Raw genomic sequence first — 14,123 nt, 5'->3', positions numbered from 1 at the left:
CCCGGGTTCGGCGCGCCGTGGGCCGGGGTGGGGTGCCCGTGGGCGGTGTCGGGATTGCGTGGTGCGGGCGGGCGGAGTTTCACTGGAGCACACAAGCCCCCTCTCCCCCGCCGGACGCGGCGGGGGACGGCCCCGGGAGGTCTCCATGGCGACACCGGGCGAACGCGCGAGCCGGGGGAAGGACCGGCGCAAGGCCGTCCCCCGGTCGTCCCTCGGCGCCTGGATTCCGCACGCCGACCGGCCCGACCCGCTGCGGATGCTCAGCGAGCAGGAAGCGGACCGGGTGCAGGAGCTGCTGCCCGTGCGCCACGGCCGGATGGCGGCCTCGCCCTTCGCCTTTCTGCGCGGCGCGGCGGCCGTCATGGCGGCCGATCTCGCCGCCCGCCCGCGCACCGGGCTGACCGTCCAGCTCTGCGGCGACGCCCACCCGTTGAACTTCGGCATGTACGCCTCCCCCGAGCGCGCCCTCCTCTTCGACCTCAACGACTTCGACGAGACCCTGCCCGGCCCCTTCGAGTGGGATGTGGAACGGCTCGCCGCCGGAGCCGCCGTCGCCGCCCTGGAGCACGGCCACAGCGCCACGGCCGCCCGGCGGGCCGCCGTCACCGCCGCCCAGGAGTACCGGCGGACCATGCGGACCCTGGCCCTCGCCGGTGAACTGGCCGTCTGGTACGCCCGGATCGACACCGCCGAGCTGCTGCCGCTGATCCGGCCCGGGAACCGCCCGATGGCGGAGGCCCAGTTCGCCAGGGCCCGGCGCCGCACCAGCCTCCAGGCCCTGGGGAAACTCACCGAGGTGGTCGACGGGAAGCGCCGGTTCCGCCCTGAGCCGCCGCTGATCTCACCGGTCGACGCGCTGGACCGGAGCACCGTCCGCGCGATCTTCGGCGAGTACCGCGCGAGCCTCCCCGAGGACCGCCGGATGCTGCTGGACGCCTTCCGGGTGGTGGACGTCGCCGCCAAGGTGGTGGGCGTCGGCAGTGTGGGGACCCGCTGCTTCGTCGCCCTGCTGACCGGCCGGGACGCCGACGATCCGCTCTTCCTCCAGGTCAAGGAGGCCGGTCCGGCGGTGCTCGAACGGTGGCTGCCGCCGAGCGCCCATGGACACCACGGGCACCGCGTCGTCGCGGGGCAGCGGCTGCTCCAGTCCGCCAGTGACATCTTCCTCGGCTGGGTCACCGGGCCGACCGGCCGCCACTTCTACTGGCGTCAGCTCCGGGACATGAAGGGCTCGGTCGATCTCGCCGGGATGTCCGCGGAGACGACGGCCCGCTACGCCGGGCTGTGCGGCACCGCGCTCGCCCAGGCGCACGCGCGCACGGGCGACCGGATCGCCATCGCCGCGTATCTCGGCGGCGGGGACGTCTTCGACCGTGCCATCGGCGAGTTCGCCGTGCGGTACGCGGACCAGAACGCCCGGGACCACACGGCCCTGGTCTCCGCCATCGCCTCCGGGGACCTGGCGGCGACCTCCGGTGTCTGAGCCGCCGCGGCCCCCCGGCCCGGCGCCCGGCGCGCCGGACGGACCACGGCCGCCGCGGGACGTCCCACCCGAACGCCCCCTGCTGCGGGCCGTGCTCGCCGACCCCCACCATCTGCCGGAGCACCTGGCCTGGTTCGCCCTGCGGCACATGGGCCCGGCCGCCGACCACGCCCTGGTCCGGCTGCGGGAGCGCCACCCCGACGCGGACACCGCCCGGCTGCGGGCCCTGGTGGCCGCGCACGGCAGACGCAGCACCGTCGCCGAGGGCTCCCTCGTCGGCGGCCCCTTCCTGCTGCTGGTGCCGCTCGCCTTCTGCGCGGCGCTGCTCAACCAGGCCCGTACCGTCCTGGAGCTGGCCGGGCTCGACGGCCGCGACCCCACGTCCCCCGAGCGCGCCGCCGAACTGCTGGTCCTCATGGGCGTGTACGAGGACACGGCACGGGCCCGGACGGCGCTCGCGACCATCGCGGACACAGCACCCGTTCCCCGGCGGGCACTGCTGCGGCCCCGGCCGCTGTGGGACGTGACCCTGCGCATGGCCCGGCTGCTCGGGCTGCTCACCCCGCCGGGGCAGGCGGAGGGAGGCCGGTCCCGGCGGCGGCTCGTCCTCCAGTCCGTCCGCTGGGCCGTCACCGGCGCGGTCTTCGCCCTGAGTCTGGTCGCCCCGCTGGTGCTGCTGCCCTATATGGCGGTGTCGTACCACCGCGCCACCGAACGGCTCACCGACCGCGCGGCGCTGTTCTACTTCAGCGAACCCCCCTCGGCGCGCGGCTCCCGGGTCCCGGGGCTGTCCGCCGCGGTGCTGCGGGCCGTGCTCTCCCTGCTGCTCCCCGCCGGTCTCGTCGTCCTCGTCCTGCTGCTGGGGCTGCGCCTCTGGGACTCCCCCTGGCCGGCGGCCGTCGTGGCCCTCTTCGGAGCGTCCGTCGCCGTGGGGGCCTTCTGGCACCTTCTCCGTCGGCTGCGCCGCTCACGGCCGGTCCTCCCCGTCGGCGATGAGGACGGTGAGTGAGGGCAGTCTGCGGCGCATCTCGCGCTCGTCCCCAAAGTCGAACGCCTCCCCCATGGTGTCCTCCTCCGGCTCGTCGGCGTCATAGCCTTCGGCGACCATGGCGTCCCAGGCTTCGGGGTCGCCGAGGGCGCGGGGATACGCCTTCGCCGCCGCGTAGTTGACCCTCTCGTCGAACAGGTTCTCCAGATGTCCCGGGTCGCCGTCGAGGGCGAGCGGGTGGCGGGCGAGGCTGTCGGGGGAGGCGAGGACCCGCTCGTACCACTCGCGCCCCTGGGATATCACCCCGGCGCGGAAGTCCATGAAGGAGTCGTCGGAGCAGCCGCCGCCTATGAGGAAGGCCGCCGCCCAGACATCCCAGCGGTAGAGCCGTTCATGGACATCGGTAAAGGTCCGCTCATAGGCGAGGATCGTCTGCGGTGGACAGTCGGCGAGAATGTCCGTGAGGGCCTGGGCGAACGGCCGCTCCTCCGTGGCACGCTCCCGGGCGGCATCGATGAGCTGCCAGAAGTCGTCGAGGGGCAGCGTCTCGTGCGCTGCCGCGATGTCCATGGTCATGACGTCACTGTGACAGACGCCACCGACAGGCGGTCCCCCCTGTGGACAAACTTCGCTCCATCGTGTCCGCCAGGCGCACGCGGGGCGCGCGTACAGGGCGACAACAGCGCGCGCCGACACAGGGGGCGCAAAGATCGGAGGTCCACACCCGCCGGACACCGGCGACAAGCCCTTGTCGAGCCGTCCGCCCCGACAGCCGTTCCGTACCCGCCCATTGACGGTTGGTCTGGACCAACTTACGGTGAGCCGACGCCCGCGTACGTCTCCAGGCCCCCCACGTCCAGGAGGTGAGCGTGTCCCCCCACCCTGCCCTCCCCCGTTCCGCCGCCCGAGGACCACAACCGCCGCCGTAGCGCGCGCGGTCCCGGCGCTCGGCGCCCTGGCACATCCCGTCCCGGTCCCCCTGGTCGTGACCGCGTATCAGCGGTACCGCCCCGGGCCGACCCGGGCCGCGCAGCACGCGCACCATCAACCGCACGTACCGGAAACGCACGGCACGAAGGGAGCACACCGCATGATCCACCGGACCTTGCGTCTGCTGGGCGCGGGGCTCGCGCTGGCCTTCCTGGCCCAGTTGCCCGCCACCGCCGCCGCCGCACCCGCGTCCCCCGTCCCGCCCCGCGCCGACCGCGCCGAGACCTGCGCGGTCAAGTCGAAGCCCGCCGGGAAGGTGCTCCAGGGCTACTGGGAGAACTGGGACGGCGCGGCCAACGGCGTCCACCCCCCGCTCGGCTGGATACCGATCACCGACCCCCGTATCCGCGCCCACGGCTACAACGTGCTCAACGCCGCCTTCCCGGTCATCCGCTCCGACGGCACCGTGCTGTGGGAGAACGGTATGGACACCACGGTGAAGGTGCCGACGCCCGCCGAGATGTGCCAGGCCAAGGCGGACGGCCAGACCATCCTGATGTCGATCGGCGGCGCCGCGGCCGGGATCGACCTCAGCTCGCGCGCCGTGGCCGACCGCTTCATCGCGACCATCGTCCCGATCCTCAAACGGTTCAACTTCGACGGCATCGACATCGACATCGAGACCGGGCTGGTCGGCACCGGGAACATCAACCAGCTCTCGGCGTCCCAGGCCAATCTGATCCACATCATCGACGGGGTGCTCGCCCAGATGCCCCCGAACTTCGGCCTGACCATGGCGCCCGAGACCGCCTATGTCACCGGTGGCAGCGTCGTGTACGGCTCCATCTGGGGCTCGTATCTGCCCATCATCAAGAAGTACGCCGACAACGGCCGGCTGTGGTGGCTGAACATGCAGTACTACAACGGCAGCATGTACGGCTGTTCCGGCGACTCCTACGCGGCCGGGACGGTCGCCGGTTTCCGGGCGCAGACCGACTGTCTGAACCGGGGGCTGGTGATCCAGGGCACCACCATCCGGGTCCCCTACGACAAGCAGGCCCCCGGCCTGCCGGCGCAGCCGGGCGCGGGCGGCGGCCATATGGCTCCGGGCCTGGTGACCCAGGCGTGGAACGGCTACGGCAACGCCCTCAAGGGGCTGATGACCTGGTCGCTGAATTGGGACGGCTCACGGAACTGGACCTTCGGCGACAACGTCCGGGCGCTCCAGGGCCGCTGACCGCCACCGTCCGCGGGGGCGCGGCCGTCGTCCGGCGCGCCCCCGTGGACGGGGCTTCAGATCGCGTACCGCCAGACCGTGAGCATATGGGCCCCGTACCAGCTCCCGAAGAGCGTGGCGGCGGCCAGCACGGCGACGGCGGTACGGGTGCGGGCGCGGGCCAGGGCCAGGGCGGGGGGCACCAGGAAGACGAGCGCGGGAACGATCAGCCGCAGCTTGGAGTGGTAGTAGTTGCTCTGTCCTAGGGTCAGGACGACGACGGTGGTGCCGTAGACCAGCAGCGGGGGCCAGACCCCGCGCCGCCAGGCGACGGCGGTGGCGCAGACGGCGGCGAGGAGCAGGAGCGCCGTGCTGAGCGCGACCCATCCGTCCGCGGCCCGGAAGGTGTCGAGGAGGAAGCGGAGGAAGGCGGCGCCGCTGTCCCAGTGGGTGCCCCAGCCCGCCTCCTGGATGACGAACCAGCCGTTGAGCTGCCCCACGCGGTTGCCCACCCACAGCAGATACGCGGGGGTTCCGGAGCAGCCGACGACGACGGCGGTGACGGGCCGCCAGTCGAGGCGGCCGGTGCGCCGGATCTCCAGCACCACGGCGGCGATCAGGGCGAGGGCGACGGCTCCGGCGGCGGGGCGGGTGAGCCCGGCGAGCAGGGTCAGCACCCCGGCGGTGAGCCAGGCCCCGCGGTGGGCGGCGAGCAGGGTGGCGGTGGCCAGCGCGAGGAACAGGGCCTCGCTGTAGCCCATGAGGAAGGTCAGGGCCATGGGCTGGGCGCCCGCCAGCAGCACACTGCCGATGACGGCGACCCGTTCCCCGTACAGGCGGGTGAGCAGCGCGTACGTGGCGAAGAGCGCGGCGAGCAGCGCGAGGTGGGAGAGGGCGATGGCGGCGGTGCCCGCGTCGGTGCCGGTGCTCCGGTGGAGCAGCCGGACGAGCTGCGGGTAGAGCGGGAAGAAGGCCAGGTTGTTGCCGGTGAGGCTGCCCTCCGGGGTGTAGGAGAGGCCCCGGGGGTAGCCGTCGGTGGCTATGGAGAGGTAGAGCAGCGCGTCCCAGGCCAGCAGCCGGTCCTTGAGCCGGGGGCCGCCGGGCGGGTTCAGCAGGGCGAGGATCAGCAGATGGACGGCGGTGCTCACGGCGTGGACGCCGACGACGGTCCACACCGTGCGGGCGAGGCGGGCGGGCCCGGGCGGCGCGGCCGTGTCCCGCCCGCCGCGGGCACCCCGGGCACCCCTGTCGCGCCCCGGGGGCGCGGTCGCCGGGGTCCCGTGCCGCCCTGCCGCCCCCGGGGCCGTCCCGCACGCCCGGGCGGTCCTGGCCGCCGCCGCGGTCGCACCGCGGCGGCGGGAGATCTCCCCGAGACGGCGGGGCAGGGGGACCGCGACCGTGGGCGGCAGGTCCTCGCGGTGTGTCTGGTGTGCCATCGGCTCCTCGCTGAATCGCTTCTCCTGGCCTTACGCCCGGCGGCGGGTCCCCGGTTGACCGCTGAGAGATGGATCACATCGCGGGGGCGGACCGCCGGGAGCGCGGCGGTGGGAGCCGGGGGCGGGCCGCCCTGAGCGCGAGGGCGGGAGCCGGGGACGGGCCGAGGGCGGGAGCCGGGAACGAGTCGCCCGGACAGCCCCGCCGGAGTGCGGCTTTCCGAGCGACCCCAACGGCGCTCCCCAACCCGACATATGCCTGAATAAGGTGTTATGACCGTTGTGCAAGCGCCTTTCCTCTGACGCATCCCTGGCATCCCTGAATCGGGGAGACACCTCATGAGCGACACCGGCACGACCACAGCGAAGGCGGAGGGCCCGCACGGGGCCGCCGACAGCGATGTGGTGCACATTCTCTGGATCAACGCGGGTCTGAGCTGCGACGGCGACTCCGTCGCCCTGACGGCCGCCATGCAGCCCAGCATCGAGGAGATCGTCACCGGCGCGCTGCCGGGGCTGCCCAAGGTGGCGGTGCACTGGCCGCTGATCGACTTCGAGTGCGGGCCCGTCCAGGGCGCCGACACGTTCATCGAGTGGTTCTTCAAGGGCGAGCGCGGTGAGCTGGACCCCTTCGTCCTCGTCGTCGAGGGCTCGATCCCCAATGAGCAGATCAAGCAGGAGGGCTACTGGTGCGGCTTCGGCGACGACCCCCGCACCGGCCAGCCCATCACCACCAGTGAGTGGCTGGACCGGCTCGCCCCCCAGGCCACCGCGATCGTCGCGATCGGCACCTGCGCCACCTACGGCGGCATCCACGCCATGGCGGGCAATCCGACCGGGGCCATGGGGGTCCCCGACTATCTCGGCTGGGACTGGACCTCGAAGGCGGGGCTGCCGATCGTCTGCGTCCCCGGCTGCCCCATCCAGCCCGACAACCTCGCCGAGACCCTGACCTATCTGCTGTACCAGCTCGCCGGTTCCGCGCCGATGATCCCGCTGGACGACAAGCTCCGCCCGGCCTGGCTGTTCGGCGCCACCGTGCACGAGGGCTGCGACCGGGGCGGCTACTACGAGCAGGGGCAGTTCGCCACCGAGTACGGCACCCCCGAGTGTCTGGTGCGGCTCGGCTGCTGGGGCCCCGTGGTCAAGTGCAATGTCACCAAGCGCGGCTGGCTGGGCGGGGTGGGCGGCTGCCCCAATGTGGGCGGCATCTGCATCGCGTGCACGATGCCCGGCTTCCCCGACAAGTTCATGCCGTTCATGGACCCGCCCCCCGGGTCGCTCGTCTCCAGCGACGCCAGCTCCGCCTATGGCTCCGTGATCCGCCGACTGCGGTCGATCACGCTGCGGACCGTCGACAAGGAACCCAAGTGGCGCCACCCGGGCGACCGGCTCACCACCGGCTACCGCACGCCCTGGTGACCCCGCGGCCCGCCGCCGCCCCCCGCGCCGCCCCGGCCGCACCGCGCGCCCCCGCAGGTCCGCGGCCCGCGCCTCCCGCCGCCTCCACCCCGTACGCAGAAGGGCACGACACACACCATGGCACCGACGACGAAGGCGGCCGGAGACGGCAGCGGCCTGATGGAGATGTCCTGGGACCCGATCACCCGGATCGTGGGCAGCCTGGGCATCCACACCAAAATCGACTTCAAGGCGAAACGGGTCGCCGAGTGCTACAGCACCTCGTCCGTCTTCCGCGGCTACAGCGTCTTCATGCGTGGCAAGGACCCCCGGGACGCCCACTTCATCACCAGCCGGATCTGCGGCATCTGCGGCGACAACCACGCCACCTGCTCGGTGTACGCGCAGAACATGGCGTACGGGGTGAAGCCTCCGCACCTCGGTGAGTGGATCATCAACCTCGGCGAGGCGGCCGAGTACATGTTCGACCACAACATCTTCCAGGAGAACCTGGTCGGGGTCGACTACTGCGAGAAGATGGTCAAGGAGACCAACCCCGGGGTGCTGGAGCAGGCCGAGCGGACCGAGGCCCCGCACGCGGGCGACCACGGCTATCGCACGATCGCCGACATCATGCGGGCGCTCAACCCCATCGAGGGCGAGTTCTACCGGGAAGCGCTCCAGGTCAGCCGGTACACACGGGAGATGTTCTGTCTCATGGAGGGCCGGCATGTCCACCCCTCCACCCTCTACCCCGGGGGCGTCGGCACCGTCGCGACCGTACAGCTGTTCACCGACTATCTCACCCGGCTGATGCGGTACGTGGAGTTCATGAAGAAAGTCGTGCCGCTCCACGACGACCTGTTCGACTTCTTCTACGAGGCGCTGCCCGGGTACGAGGAGGTCGGCCGCCGCCGGGTGCTGCTGGGGTGCTGGGGCAGCCTCAACGACCCGGACCACTGCGACTTCACCTACCGCAGGATGACGGACTGGGGCCGGAAGATGTTCGTCACCCCCGGTGTGGTGGTCGACGGCAAGCTGGTCACCAACGACCTCACCGAGATCAACCTCGGTATCCGCATCCTGCTCGGCAGCTCGTACTACGAGGACTGGGAGGGCCGGGACCTCTTCGTCGCCCGCGACCCGCTGGGCAACCCGGTCGACCCCCGGCACCCGTGGAACCAGCACACCATCCCCGCCCCGCAGAAGCGCGACTTCGACGACAAGTACAGCTGGGTGATGTCCCCGCGCTGGTTCGACGGAAAGGACCACCTCGCCCTGGACACCGGCGGCGGGCCCATCGCCCGGCTCTGGTCCACGGCGCTCTCCGGTCTCGTCGACATCGGCTACATCAAGGCCACCGGACACAGTGTGCGGATCAATCTGCCCCGTTCGATGACCAAGCCCGAGGCCACCTTCGAGTGGAAGATCCCGGCCTGGAGCAACGCCATCGAACGCAACCGGGCCCGCACCTACTTCCAGGCGTACGCCGCCGCCGCGGCCCTGCACTTCACCGAGAAGGCGCTGGAGGAGGTGCGGGCGGGCCGCCACAAGACCTGGGAGCGGTTCGAGGTGCCGGACGAGTCCATCGGCTGCGGCTTCACCGAGGCCGTGCGCGGTGTCCTCTCCCACCACATGGTGATCCGCGACGGGAAGATCGCGAACTACCACCCCTATCCCCCGACGCCCTGGAACGCCAGCGTCCGTGACAGCTACGGCACCCCGGGGCCGTACGAGGACGCCGTGCAGAACACCCCGATCTTCGAGGAGAACCCGCCGGAGAACTTCAAGGGCATCGACATCATGCGGGCCGTCCGCAGCTTCGACCCCTGTCTGCCCTGCGGCGTCCACATGTACGTCGGCGGGGGCCGCACCCTCCAGCGGATGCACGTGCCCACCGGGCTGAGCGGGCTCGGCGGATGACGGCGGAGGAGACCGGCGCACGGGTGCAGCGCGCCCTGGACCGGCTGACGGACGACACCGCGCGCGAGGCGGGCGAGGAACTGGTGCGCGCGCTGCTCGCACTGCACGGCGACGGACTGGACCGGCTGGTACGGGCGCTGCCGCAGGGGGCGCTCGGCCGGGCGCTGGACGACCCGGCGGTGGCGGGGCTGCTGACGCTGCACGACCTCCACCCGGAGCCCGTCGGCACCCGGATCGGACGGGCGCTCGACGCGACGGGGGCGGGCCGGGTGGAGCGCACCGGCTTCGACCCGGCGACCGGCACCCTCACCCTGCGGCGCGAGGGCCGGGGCTGCGGCGCCCGCCCCGAGGACGTCGAGAACGCCCTCGCCTGCCACGCCCCGGAAGTGACCGCGGTGGTGTGGGAGCGGGAGGAGTCCGAGCGGCCCCTGCTCCAGATCGGCAGCCGCCCCCCGGCGGAGGCCCGGTGACCGGCGGCCCCGGCACGAGCGGCCCGGCGGGGGTGCCCGACCCCGCCGACCCGCCCGAGCCGCCCGGCATGCCCACCGACCCCGCTGTGCCCGCTGTGCCCGCCGGGTCATGGCCGGACCGGGAGGTGCGGCCCCTCACCCGCCCCGGGACGACCCTGCTGCGCGGGCTGCGCCGGACCCCGGCCGTCCGCCCCGAACGGTGCGGACTCTGCTCCCAGCGGGTGGACGACGGCCACCGCCACCTCGCGGACACCGCCGCCCGGGCGCTCGTCTGCGTCTGTATCGCCTGCGCCCTGCTGTTCGAACGCCCCGACGGGCAGCGGGAAGGACAGCGAGAAGGACAGCCGGAGCGACAGGAGCAGGGGCGGGCCCCGGCACAGGGCCGCTACCTCCCCCTCCCGGACCGCTGTCTCACCGACCCCGGCCATGAGCCCGACGAGGCCGCGTGGACCGCCCTGCGCATCCCCGTCAGCACCGCGTTCGTCCTGGACAACACGGCCCTGGGGCGGCGCATCCTGTGCTATCCGAGCCCGGCGGGAGCCACCGAGGCCGAACGGGACGAGGACGCCTGGCGGGCGGCGTTCGGGAACAGCCGGCTCGCCGCCGTGCTGCGCCCCGACGTCGAGGCCCTGCTGCTGCGCCGGACCGGCGACCGGATCCGCTGTCTGCTCGTACCGGTCGACGTCTGCTACGAGCTGGTCGGCCGGATGCGGCTGCGCTGGCGCGGCTTCGACGGCGGCGCCGAGGCCAACGCCGACCTGGACGCCTTCTTCGCCGACCTGGCGGAGCGCGCCGAGCCGCTGCCGAAGGAGACCGTGGCATGAGGGAGGCCGTGGCATGAAGGAGCTGGGCTTTCGCTGTACGGACGTACGTGCCGACCGGTACGCCGCCGGACCGACCCTGGCGTTCCGGCTGCGGATCACCGCTCCCGCGGGCACCCGGGTGCACGCGCTCGCGCTCCGCTGCCAGCTCCGTATCGAGCCCGCGCGGCGCGGCTACGACGAGGCGGAGGGCGGGCGGCTGACCGGGCTGTTCGGGGAGCGCTCCCGCTGGGGCGGCACCCTGAACCCCATCCAGTTCGCCGAAGTGCCCCTGATGGTGCCCGGGTTCACCGGGGAGACCGAGGTCGAGCTGCCGGTGCCCTGCACCTATGACCTCGACATCGCCGCCACGCGCTACTTCCGGGCGCTGGAGAGCGGGGAGGCGCCGCTGCTGATGCTGTTCTCGGGGACGGTGTTCAGCGGGCCCGCCGGTTTCCATGTGACGCCGGTGCCCTGGGATCTGGAGGCACCCGTGCGGCTGCCGGTGAAGGTGTGGCGGGAGATGATGGAGCAGCACTTTCCCGGCTGCGGCTGGCTGCGGCTCCCCTCCGACACGATGGACGAGCTGCTGGCGTTCCGCACCCGCCGGGCGCTGCCCTCCTGGGAGGCGACGGTACGGGAACTCATCGAGGCGGCGGAGTCCGGCACGGTCCGTGCGAGCGGTGACCCCGGTGGGATCGACGGGGCGGCGGCGGGCGGGGAGGCCCGGTGAGCGCGGCGCGTCCCGCCGGGCCCGTGGGCGGTGTCACCGGCTGTGTCTTCCCGCCCGCCACGGAGGCGCGGCTCGCCCCGGCCCGGCGGATCGCGGACGCGGTGCTGTTCGAGGGCTATGTCCTCTACCCCTATCGGGCGTCCGCCGCCAAGAACCGGCTGCGCTGGCAGTTCGGCGTCCTGGTGCCGCCCGGGTACGGGCGCGACAGCGGCGAGCACTCCCACCAGCGCACCGAGTGTCTGCTCGAACCCCGGGGCCCCGGCGGGCACCTCGCCGTGGAGCTGCGTTTTCTGCGGGCCCGCCGCAGAACGGTGCAGCGGGCGGCCGCGCCCGGCCCCGACGCGTACCTCACCGTTCCCGAACTGGAGCTGTCCGACCGGGTCCTCACCCCCTGGGACGAGGGCGTGCCGGAGTCGGTACGGCTGCTGCTGCCGCTGGAGCGGCTGACCCGGCCGGAGGGGGTCGAGCACCCGTTCCTGCTGCCCGCCCGCCGGGAGACGGAACCCGTCACGGAGAAAGGCGCGCCCGTGGGGCGGCTGCGGTACGCCACCGAGGAGGTCAGCGGCGTGCTGCGGCTGCGCGCGCGGGAGCTGCCCGGCCCGTACGGGGCCCTGCGGCTCACCGCCGTCGTGGCGAACACCGGCGGCTGGACGGCCCCGCCCGCGGGCGCCGACCGGGCCGACGCCCTGCCGCACTCGCTGCTCTCGGCGCATCTGCTGCTCGCCCTCGACCGGGGCCGCTTCCTCTCCGCCACCGACCCGCCGCGGTGGGCGGCGCCCGCGGTGGCCGAGTGCGCCGGTGAGCACACCTGGCCGGTGCTGGCCGACCCCGAGGGCGGCGACGACGTCCTGCTGTCCTCGCCGATCATTCTGGAGGACCATCCGCGGATCGCCCCCGAGAGCCCGGCCGCCCTCTACGACGCCACCGAGATCGACGAGATCCTGGCGCTGCGCACGGCCTGTCTGACCGACCGGGAGATGCGGGAGGCCCGGGGCACCGACGCACGGGCGGGCGCGGTGGTGGACTTCGCGGCGTCGCTGCCGCCGGAGGTGCTGGAGCGGCTGCACGGGGCGGTGCGCTCGCTGCGGGAGGTCTCCCCCGTGCCCGGCGCGGCGGACGCGTCCGGGGAGCAGCCGTGGTGGGACCCCGGGGCCGACCGCGGCGTGGACCCCGCCCGGGACACGGTGGCGGTCGGGGGCGTCGCGGTGGGCGCGGGCAGCCGGGTGCTACTGCGGCCCGGTCGGCGCCGCACCGACGCGCAGGACCTGTTCCTGGACGGCCGCACGGCCCTCGTCGAGGCGGTGCTGCACGATGTCGACGGCTCGGTCCATCTGGCCGTCACCGTCGAGGACGACCCGGGCGCCGACCTCTGGCGGGCGCAGGGGCGGTTCCGCTACTTCCAGCCCGACGAGGTCACTCCCCTGGAGGCGTCGTGACGGACCGCCGGATGGAACGCCGGGTGCTGGTCGCGGGCGTGGGCAATGTCTTCCTCGGGGACGACGGCTTCGGGGTCGAGGTCGTGCGCGCGCTCGGGGCGCACCCGGTCCCCGCCGGGGTCGACGTGGTCGACGTCGGGGTGCGCGGGGTGCATCTGGCGTACCAACTGCTCGACGGTTACCGCACGCTGGTGCTCGTCGACGCCGTCAGCCGGGGCGAGCCGCCGGGGACGCTCCAGTTGATCGAGGTGTTCGAGGCCGGCAGCGGCCCCGTCGAGCCCTCGGCCGTGCCCGCGCTGGACGGCCATCGGATGGGCCCGGACGCGGTGCTGGCCCTGCTCGCGACCTTGAGCGCGGGCACCGGCGGCACCCCGCCGGACCGGGTGCTCGTCGTGGGCTGCGAACCGGGGTCGACGGCGGAGGGGATGGGGCTGAGCGCCCCCGTCGGGGCGGCGGTCGGCGAGGCCGTACGGATGGTGCTGCGGGTGCTCGACGAGGAGACACGGACGACGGCGGGAACGGGGTCGGCGGCGGAGGCGGCGGGGGATTCGAGGTCCGGGACATCTGGGAAAGCGGAGGCATCGTCATGCTGAAAGCAGTGGTGGGTACGGCCCTGGCGGGCGCGATCGGACTGGTGCTGTGGCGCACCATGCCCGACATCAGGCGCTATCTGGAGATCTCCCGGATGTGACCCTCCCGGGGCGGCGCTGCGCCCGGCGCTGCTGCAATGGGGTCGCCGCCGTCCGGTCGGCGGCGTGGCTCCCGGTTCCGGCCGCCCCGGCCCCGTGGAATGGACCCGCTGACGGCGGCCACCGGGCCGTGCGGCAGCGACCAGGACCGGACCGGGTGGACCGGCCGGGTGGACCGTGCGCGGCCGGCGGCCGTGGCCCCGGCCTTGGAACGAGGCGCGCCGATGCATGAGATGTCGATCGCCGCGGCCGTCGTCGAGCAGGTGGCGGACGCGGCCGTGCGGCACGGCGCGACGGCGGTGGCGACGGTGCGCCTCGAGGTCGGCGAGCTGGCCGGAGTGGTGCCGGAGGCGCTGGCGTTCTGCTTCGCCCTGGCCTGCGCGGGGACGGTCCTGGAGGGGGCCGCCCTGGAGACCCTGGGCGTGGCGGCGCTGGCCCGGTGCGGCCCGTGCGCGGTCGAGTGGCGTCCGGGGATGCCGCCCGATCTGCTCTGCCCGCGCTGCGGGGGCCCGGATGCCGTGCTGCTGACCGGGCGGGAGCTGCGCGTCCGCGAGGTCGAGTGGGCCGGAACGGTCCCGTCGGCCCCCGCCCCACCCTCCTGAGCCGGGCGCGGACGGGGCC

General features: G+C 73.6%; 14 protein-coding genes. 12 read left to right on the top strand and 2 right to left on the bottom strand.

The features are described from left to right. The first annotated feature begins 145 nt into the window (after positions 1 to 145). Complete coding sequence (locus tag CRV15_RS26515) at positions 146 to 1,483, top strand: DUF2252 domain-containing protein (protein ID WP_009995277.1); 1,338 nt, start codon at positions 146 to 148, stop codon at positions 1,481 to 1,483. Positions 1,484 to 1,574: 91 nt separating this feature from the next. Beyond that, positions 1,575 to 2,492: a hypothetical protein gene (locus tag CRV15_RS26510; protein ID WP_230864087.1), complete on the top strand. Its 918-nt coding sequence runs from the start codon at positions 1,575 to 1,577 to the stop codon at positions 2,490 to 2,492. On the opposite strand, the gene CRV15_RS26505 is transcribed toward CRV15_RS26510, so the two are convergent. Continuing rightward, positions 2,451 to 3,047, bottom strand: coding sequence for a DUF4240 domain-containing protein (locus tag CRV15_RS26505; protein WP_003957667.1), 597 nt, complete (start codon positions 3,045 to 3,047; stop codon positions 2,451 to 2,453). The two genes, CRV15_RS26510 and CRV15_RS26505, sit on opposite strands and share 42 nt — an antisense overlap. A 514-nt stretch (positions 3,048 to 3,561) precedes the next feature. Between CRV15_RS26505 and CRV15_RS26500 the strand changes: the two genes are divergently transcribed. Next, positions 3,562 to 4,638, top strand: coding sequence for a chitinase (locus CRV15_RS26500; RefSeq protein ID WP_003957666.1), 1,077 nt, complete (start codon positions 3,562 to 3,564; stop codon positions 4,636 to 4,638). A 56-nt stretch (positions 4,639 to 4,694) separates the two neighbouring features. On the opposite strand, the gene CRV15_RS26495 is transcribed toward CRV15_RS26500, so the two are convergent. Further along, entirely contained in the window at positions 4,695 to 6,053 is a 1,359-nt protein-coding gene (locus CRV15_RS26495; protein ID WP_003957665.1) for a membrane protein, read from the bottom strand. A 336-nt stretch (positions 6,054 to 6,389) separates the two neighbouring features. Between CRV15_RS26495 and CRV15_RS26485 the strand changes: the two genes are divergently transcribed. From CRV15_RS26485 to CRV15_RS26450, 9 genes are all read left to right on the top strand, one after another. Next, positions 6,390 to 7,472, top strand: coding sequence for an NADH-quinone oxidoreductase subunit B family protein (locus tag CRV15_RS26485; protein WP_003957663.1), 1,083 nt, complete (start codon positions 6,390 to 6,392; stop codon positions 7,470 to 7,472). A 117-nt stretch (positions 7,473 to 7,589) separates the two neighbouring features. Beyond that, a complete protein-coding gene (locus tag CRV15_RS26480; RefSeq protein WP_003957662.1) occupies positions 7,590 to 9,374 on the top strand; it encodes a nickel-dependent hydrogenase large subunit in 1,785 nt (594 codons plus the stop codon). Beyond that, the gene (locus CRV15_RS26475; protein WP_009995281.1) at positions 9,371 to 9,844 is read left to right on the top strand and encodes a hypothetical protein; all 474 of its coding nucleotides are present in this window, start codon (positions 9,371 to 9,373) and stop codon (positions 9,842 to 9,844) included. The genes CRV15_RS26480 and CRV15_RS26475 overlap by 4 nt, the downstream gene beginning before the upstream one ends. Continuing rightward, complete coding sequence (locus CRV15_RS26470) at positions 9,841 to 10,668, top strand: DUF5947 family protein (RefSeq protein WP_009995284.1); 828 nt, start codon at positions 9,841 to 9,843, stop codon at positions 10,666 to 10,668. The genes CRV15_RS26475 and CRV15_RS26470 overlap by 4 nt, the downstream gene beginning before the upstream one ends. A gap of 13 nt (positions 10,669 to 10,681) precedes the next feature. Next, positions 10,682 to 11,377 carry a DUF6084 family protein gene (locus CRV15_RS26465; RefSeq protein ID WP_003957659.1) on the top strand — a complete coding sequence of 232 codons (696 nt, stop codon included), beginning with the start codon at positions 10,682 to 10,684 and terminating at the stop codon, positions 11,375 to 11,377. Next, on the top strand, positions 11,374 to 12,813 hold the full coding sequence (locus CRV15_RS26460; protein ID WP_003959449.1) for a hypothetical protein: 1,440 nt from the start codon (positions 11,374 to 11,376) through the stop codon (positions 12,811 to 12,813). The genes CRV15_RS26465 and CRV15_RS26460 overlap by 4 nt, the downstream gene beginning before the upstream one ends. Before the next feature lie 11 nt (positions 12,814 to 12,824). After that, entirely contained in the window at positions 12,825 to 13,406 is a 582-nt protein-coding gene (locus tag CRV15_RS26455; protein ID WP_003957657.1) for a hydrogenase maturation protease, read from the top strand. After that, positions 13,400 to 13,504, top strand: a complete 105-nt coding sequence (locus tag CRV15_RS37925) for a DUF6893 family small protein (RefSeq protein WP_003957656.1) — start codon at positions 13,400 to 13,402, stop codon at positions 13,502 to 13,504. Before CRV15_RS26455 ends, CRV15_RS37925 begins: the two co-directional genes overlap by 7 nt. 222 nt (positions 13,505 to 13,726) lie before the next feature. Beyond that, positions 13,727 to 14,104, top strand: a complete 378-nt coding sequence (locus tag CRV15_RS26450) for a hydrogenase maturation nickel metallochaperone HypA/HybF (RefSeq protein ID WP_044972308.1) — start codon at positions 13,727 to 13,729, stop codon at positions 14,102 to 14,104. The last annotated feature ends 19 nt before the right edge of the window (positions 14,105 to 14,123 follow it).

Origin of the sequence: Streptomyces clavuligerus (genome assembly GCF_005519465.1) — a bacterium.
In the GTDB taxonomy this organism is placed as follows: Bacteria; Actinomycetota; Actinomycetes; order Streptomycetales; family Streptomycetaceae; genus Streptomyces; species Streptomyces clavuligerus.
The sequence above is the reverse complement of the archived record's forward strand: the minus strand, read 5'-3'. Positions and strand labels throughout refer to the sequence as shown.

Bases quoted from the DNA above. Each gene is read 5' to 3' on its own strand.
- CRV15_RS26515 (WP_009995277.1), top strand. From the start codon at position 146: ATGGCGACACCGGGCGAACGCGCGAGCCGGGGGAAGGACCGGCGCAAG.
- CRV15_RS26505 (WP_003957667.1), bottom strand. From the start codon at position 3,047: ATGACCATGGACATCGCGGCAGCGCACGAGACGCTGCCCCTCGACGAC.
- CRV15_RS26500 (WP_003957666.1), top strand. From the start codon at position 3,562: ATGATCCACCGGACCTTGCGTCTGCTGGGCGCGGGGCTCGCGCTGGCC.
- CRV15_RS26495 (WP_003957665.1), bottom strand. From the start codon at position 6,053: ATGGCACACCAGACACACCGCGAGGACCTGCCGCCCACGGTCGCGGTC.
- CRV15_RS26485 (WP_003957663.1), top strand. From the start codon at position 6,390: ATGAGCGACACCGGCACGACCACAGCGAAGGCGGAGGGCCCGCACGGG.
- CRV15_RS26480 (WP_003957662.1), top strand. From the start codon at position 7,590: ATGGCACCGACGACGAAGGCGGCCGGAGACGGCAGCGGCCTGATGGAG.
- CRV15_RS26475 (WP_009995281.1), top strand. From the start codon at position 9,371: ATGACGGCGGAGGAGACCGGCGCACGGGTGCAGCGCGCCCTGGACCGG.
- CRV15_RS26465 (WP_003957659.1), top strand. From the start codon at position 10,682: ATGAAGGAGCTGGGCTTTCGCTGTACGGACGTACGTGCCGACCGGTAC.
- CRV15_RS26455 (WP_003957657.1), top strand. From the start codon at position 12,825: ATGGAACGCCGGGTGCTGGTCGCGGGCGTGGGCAATGTCTTCCTCGGG.
- CRV15_RS37925 (WP_003957656.1), top strand. From the start codon at position 13,400: ATGCTGAAAGCAGTGGTGGGTACGGCCCTGGCGGGCGCGATCGGACTG.
- CRV15_RS26450 (WP_044972308.1), top strand. From the start codon at position 13,727: ATGCATGAGATGTCGATCGCCGCGGCCGTCGTCGAGCAGGTGGCGGAC.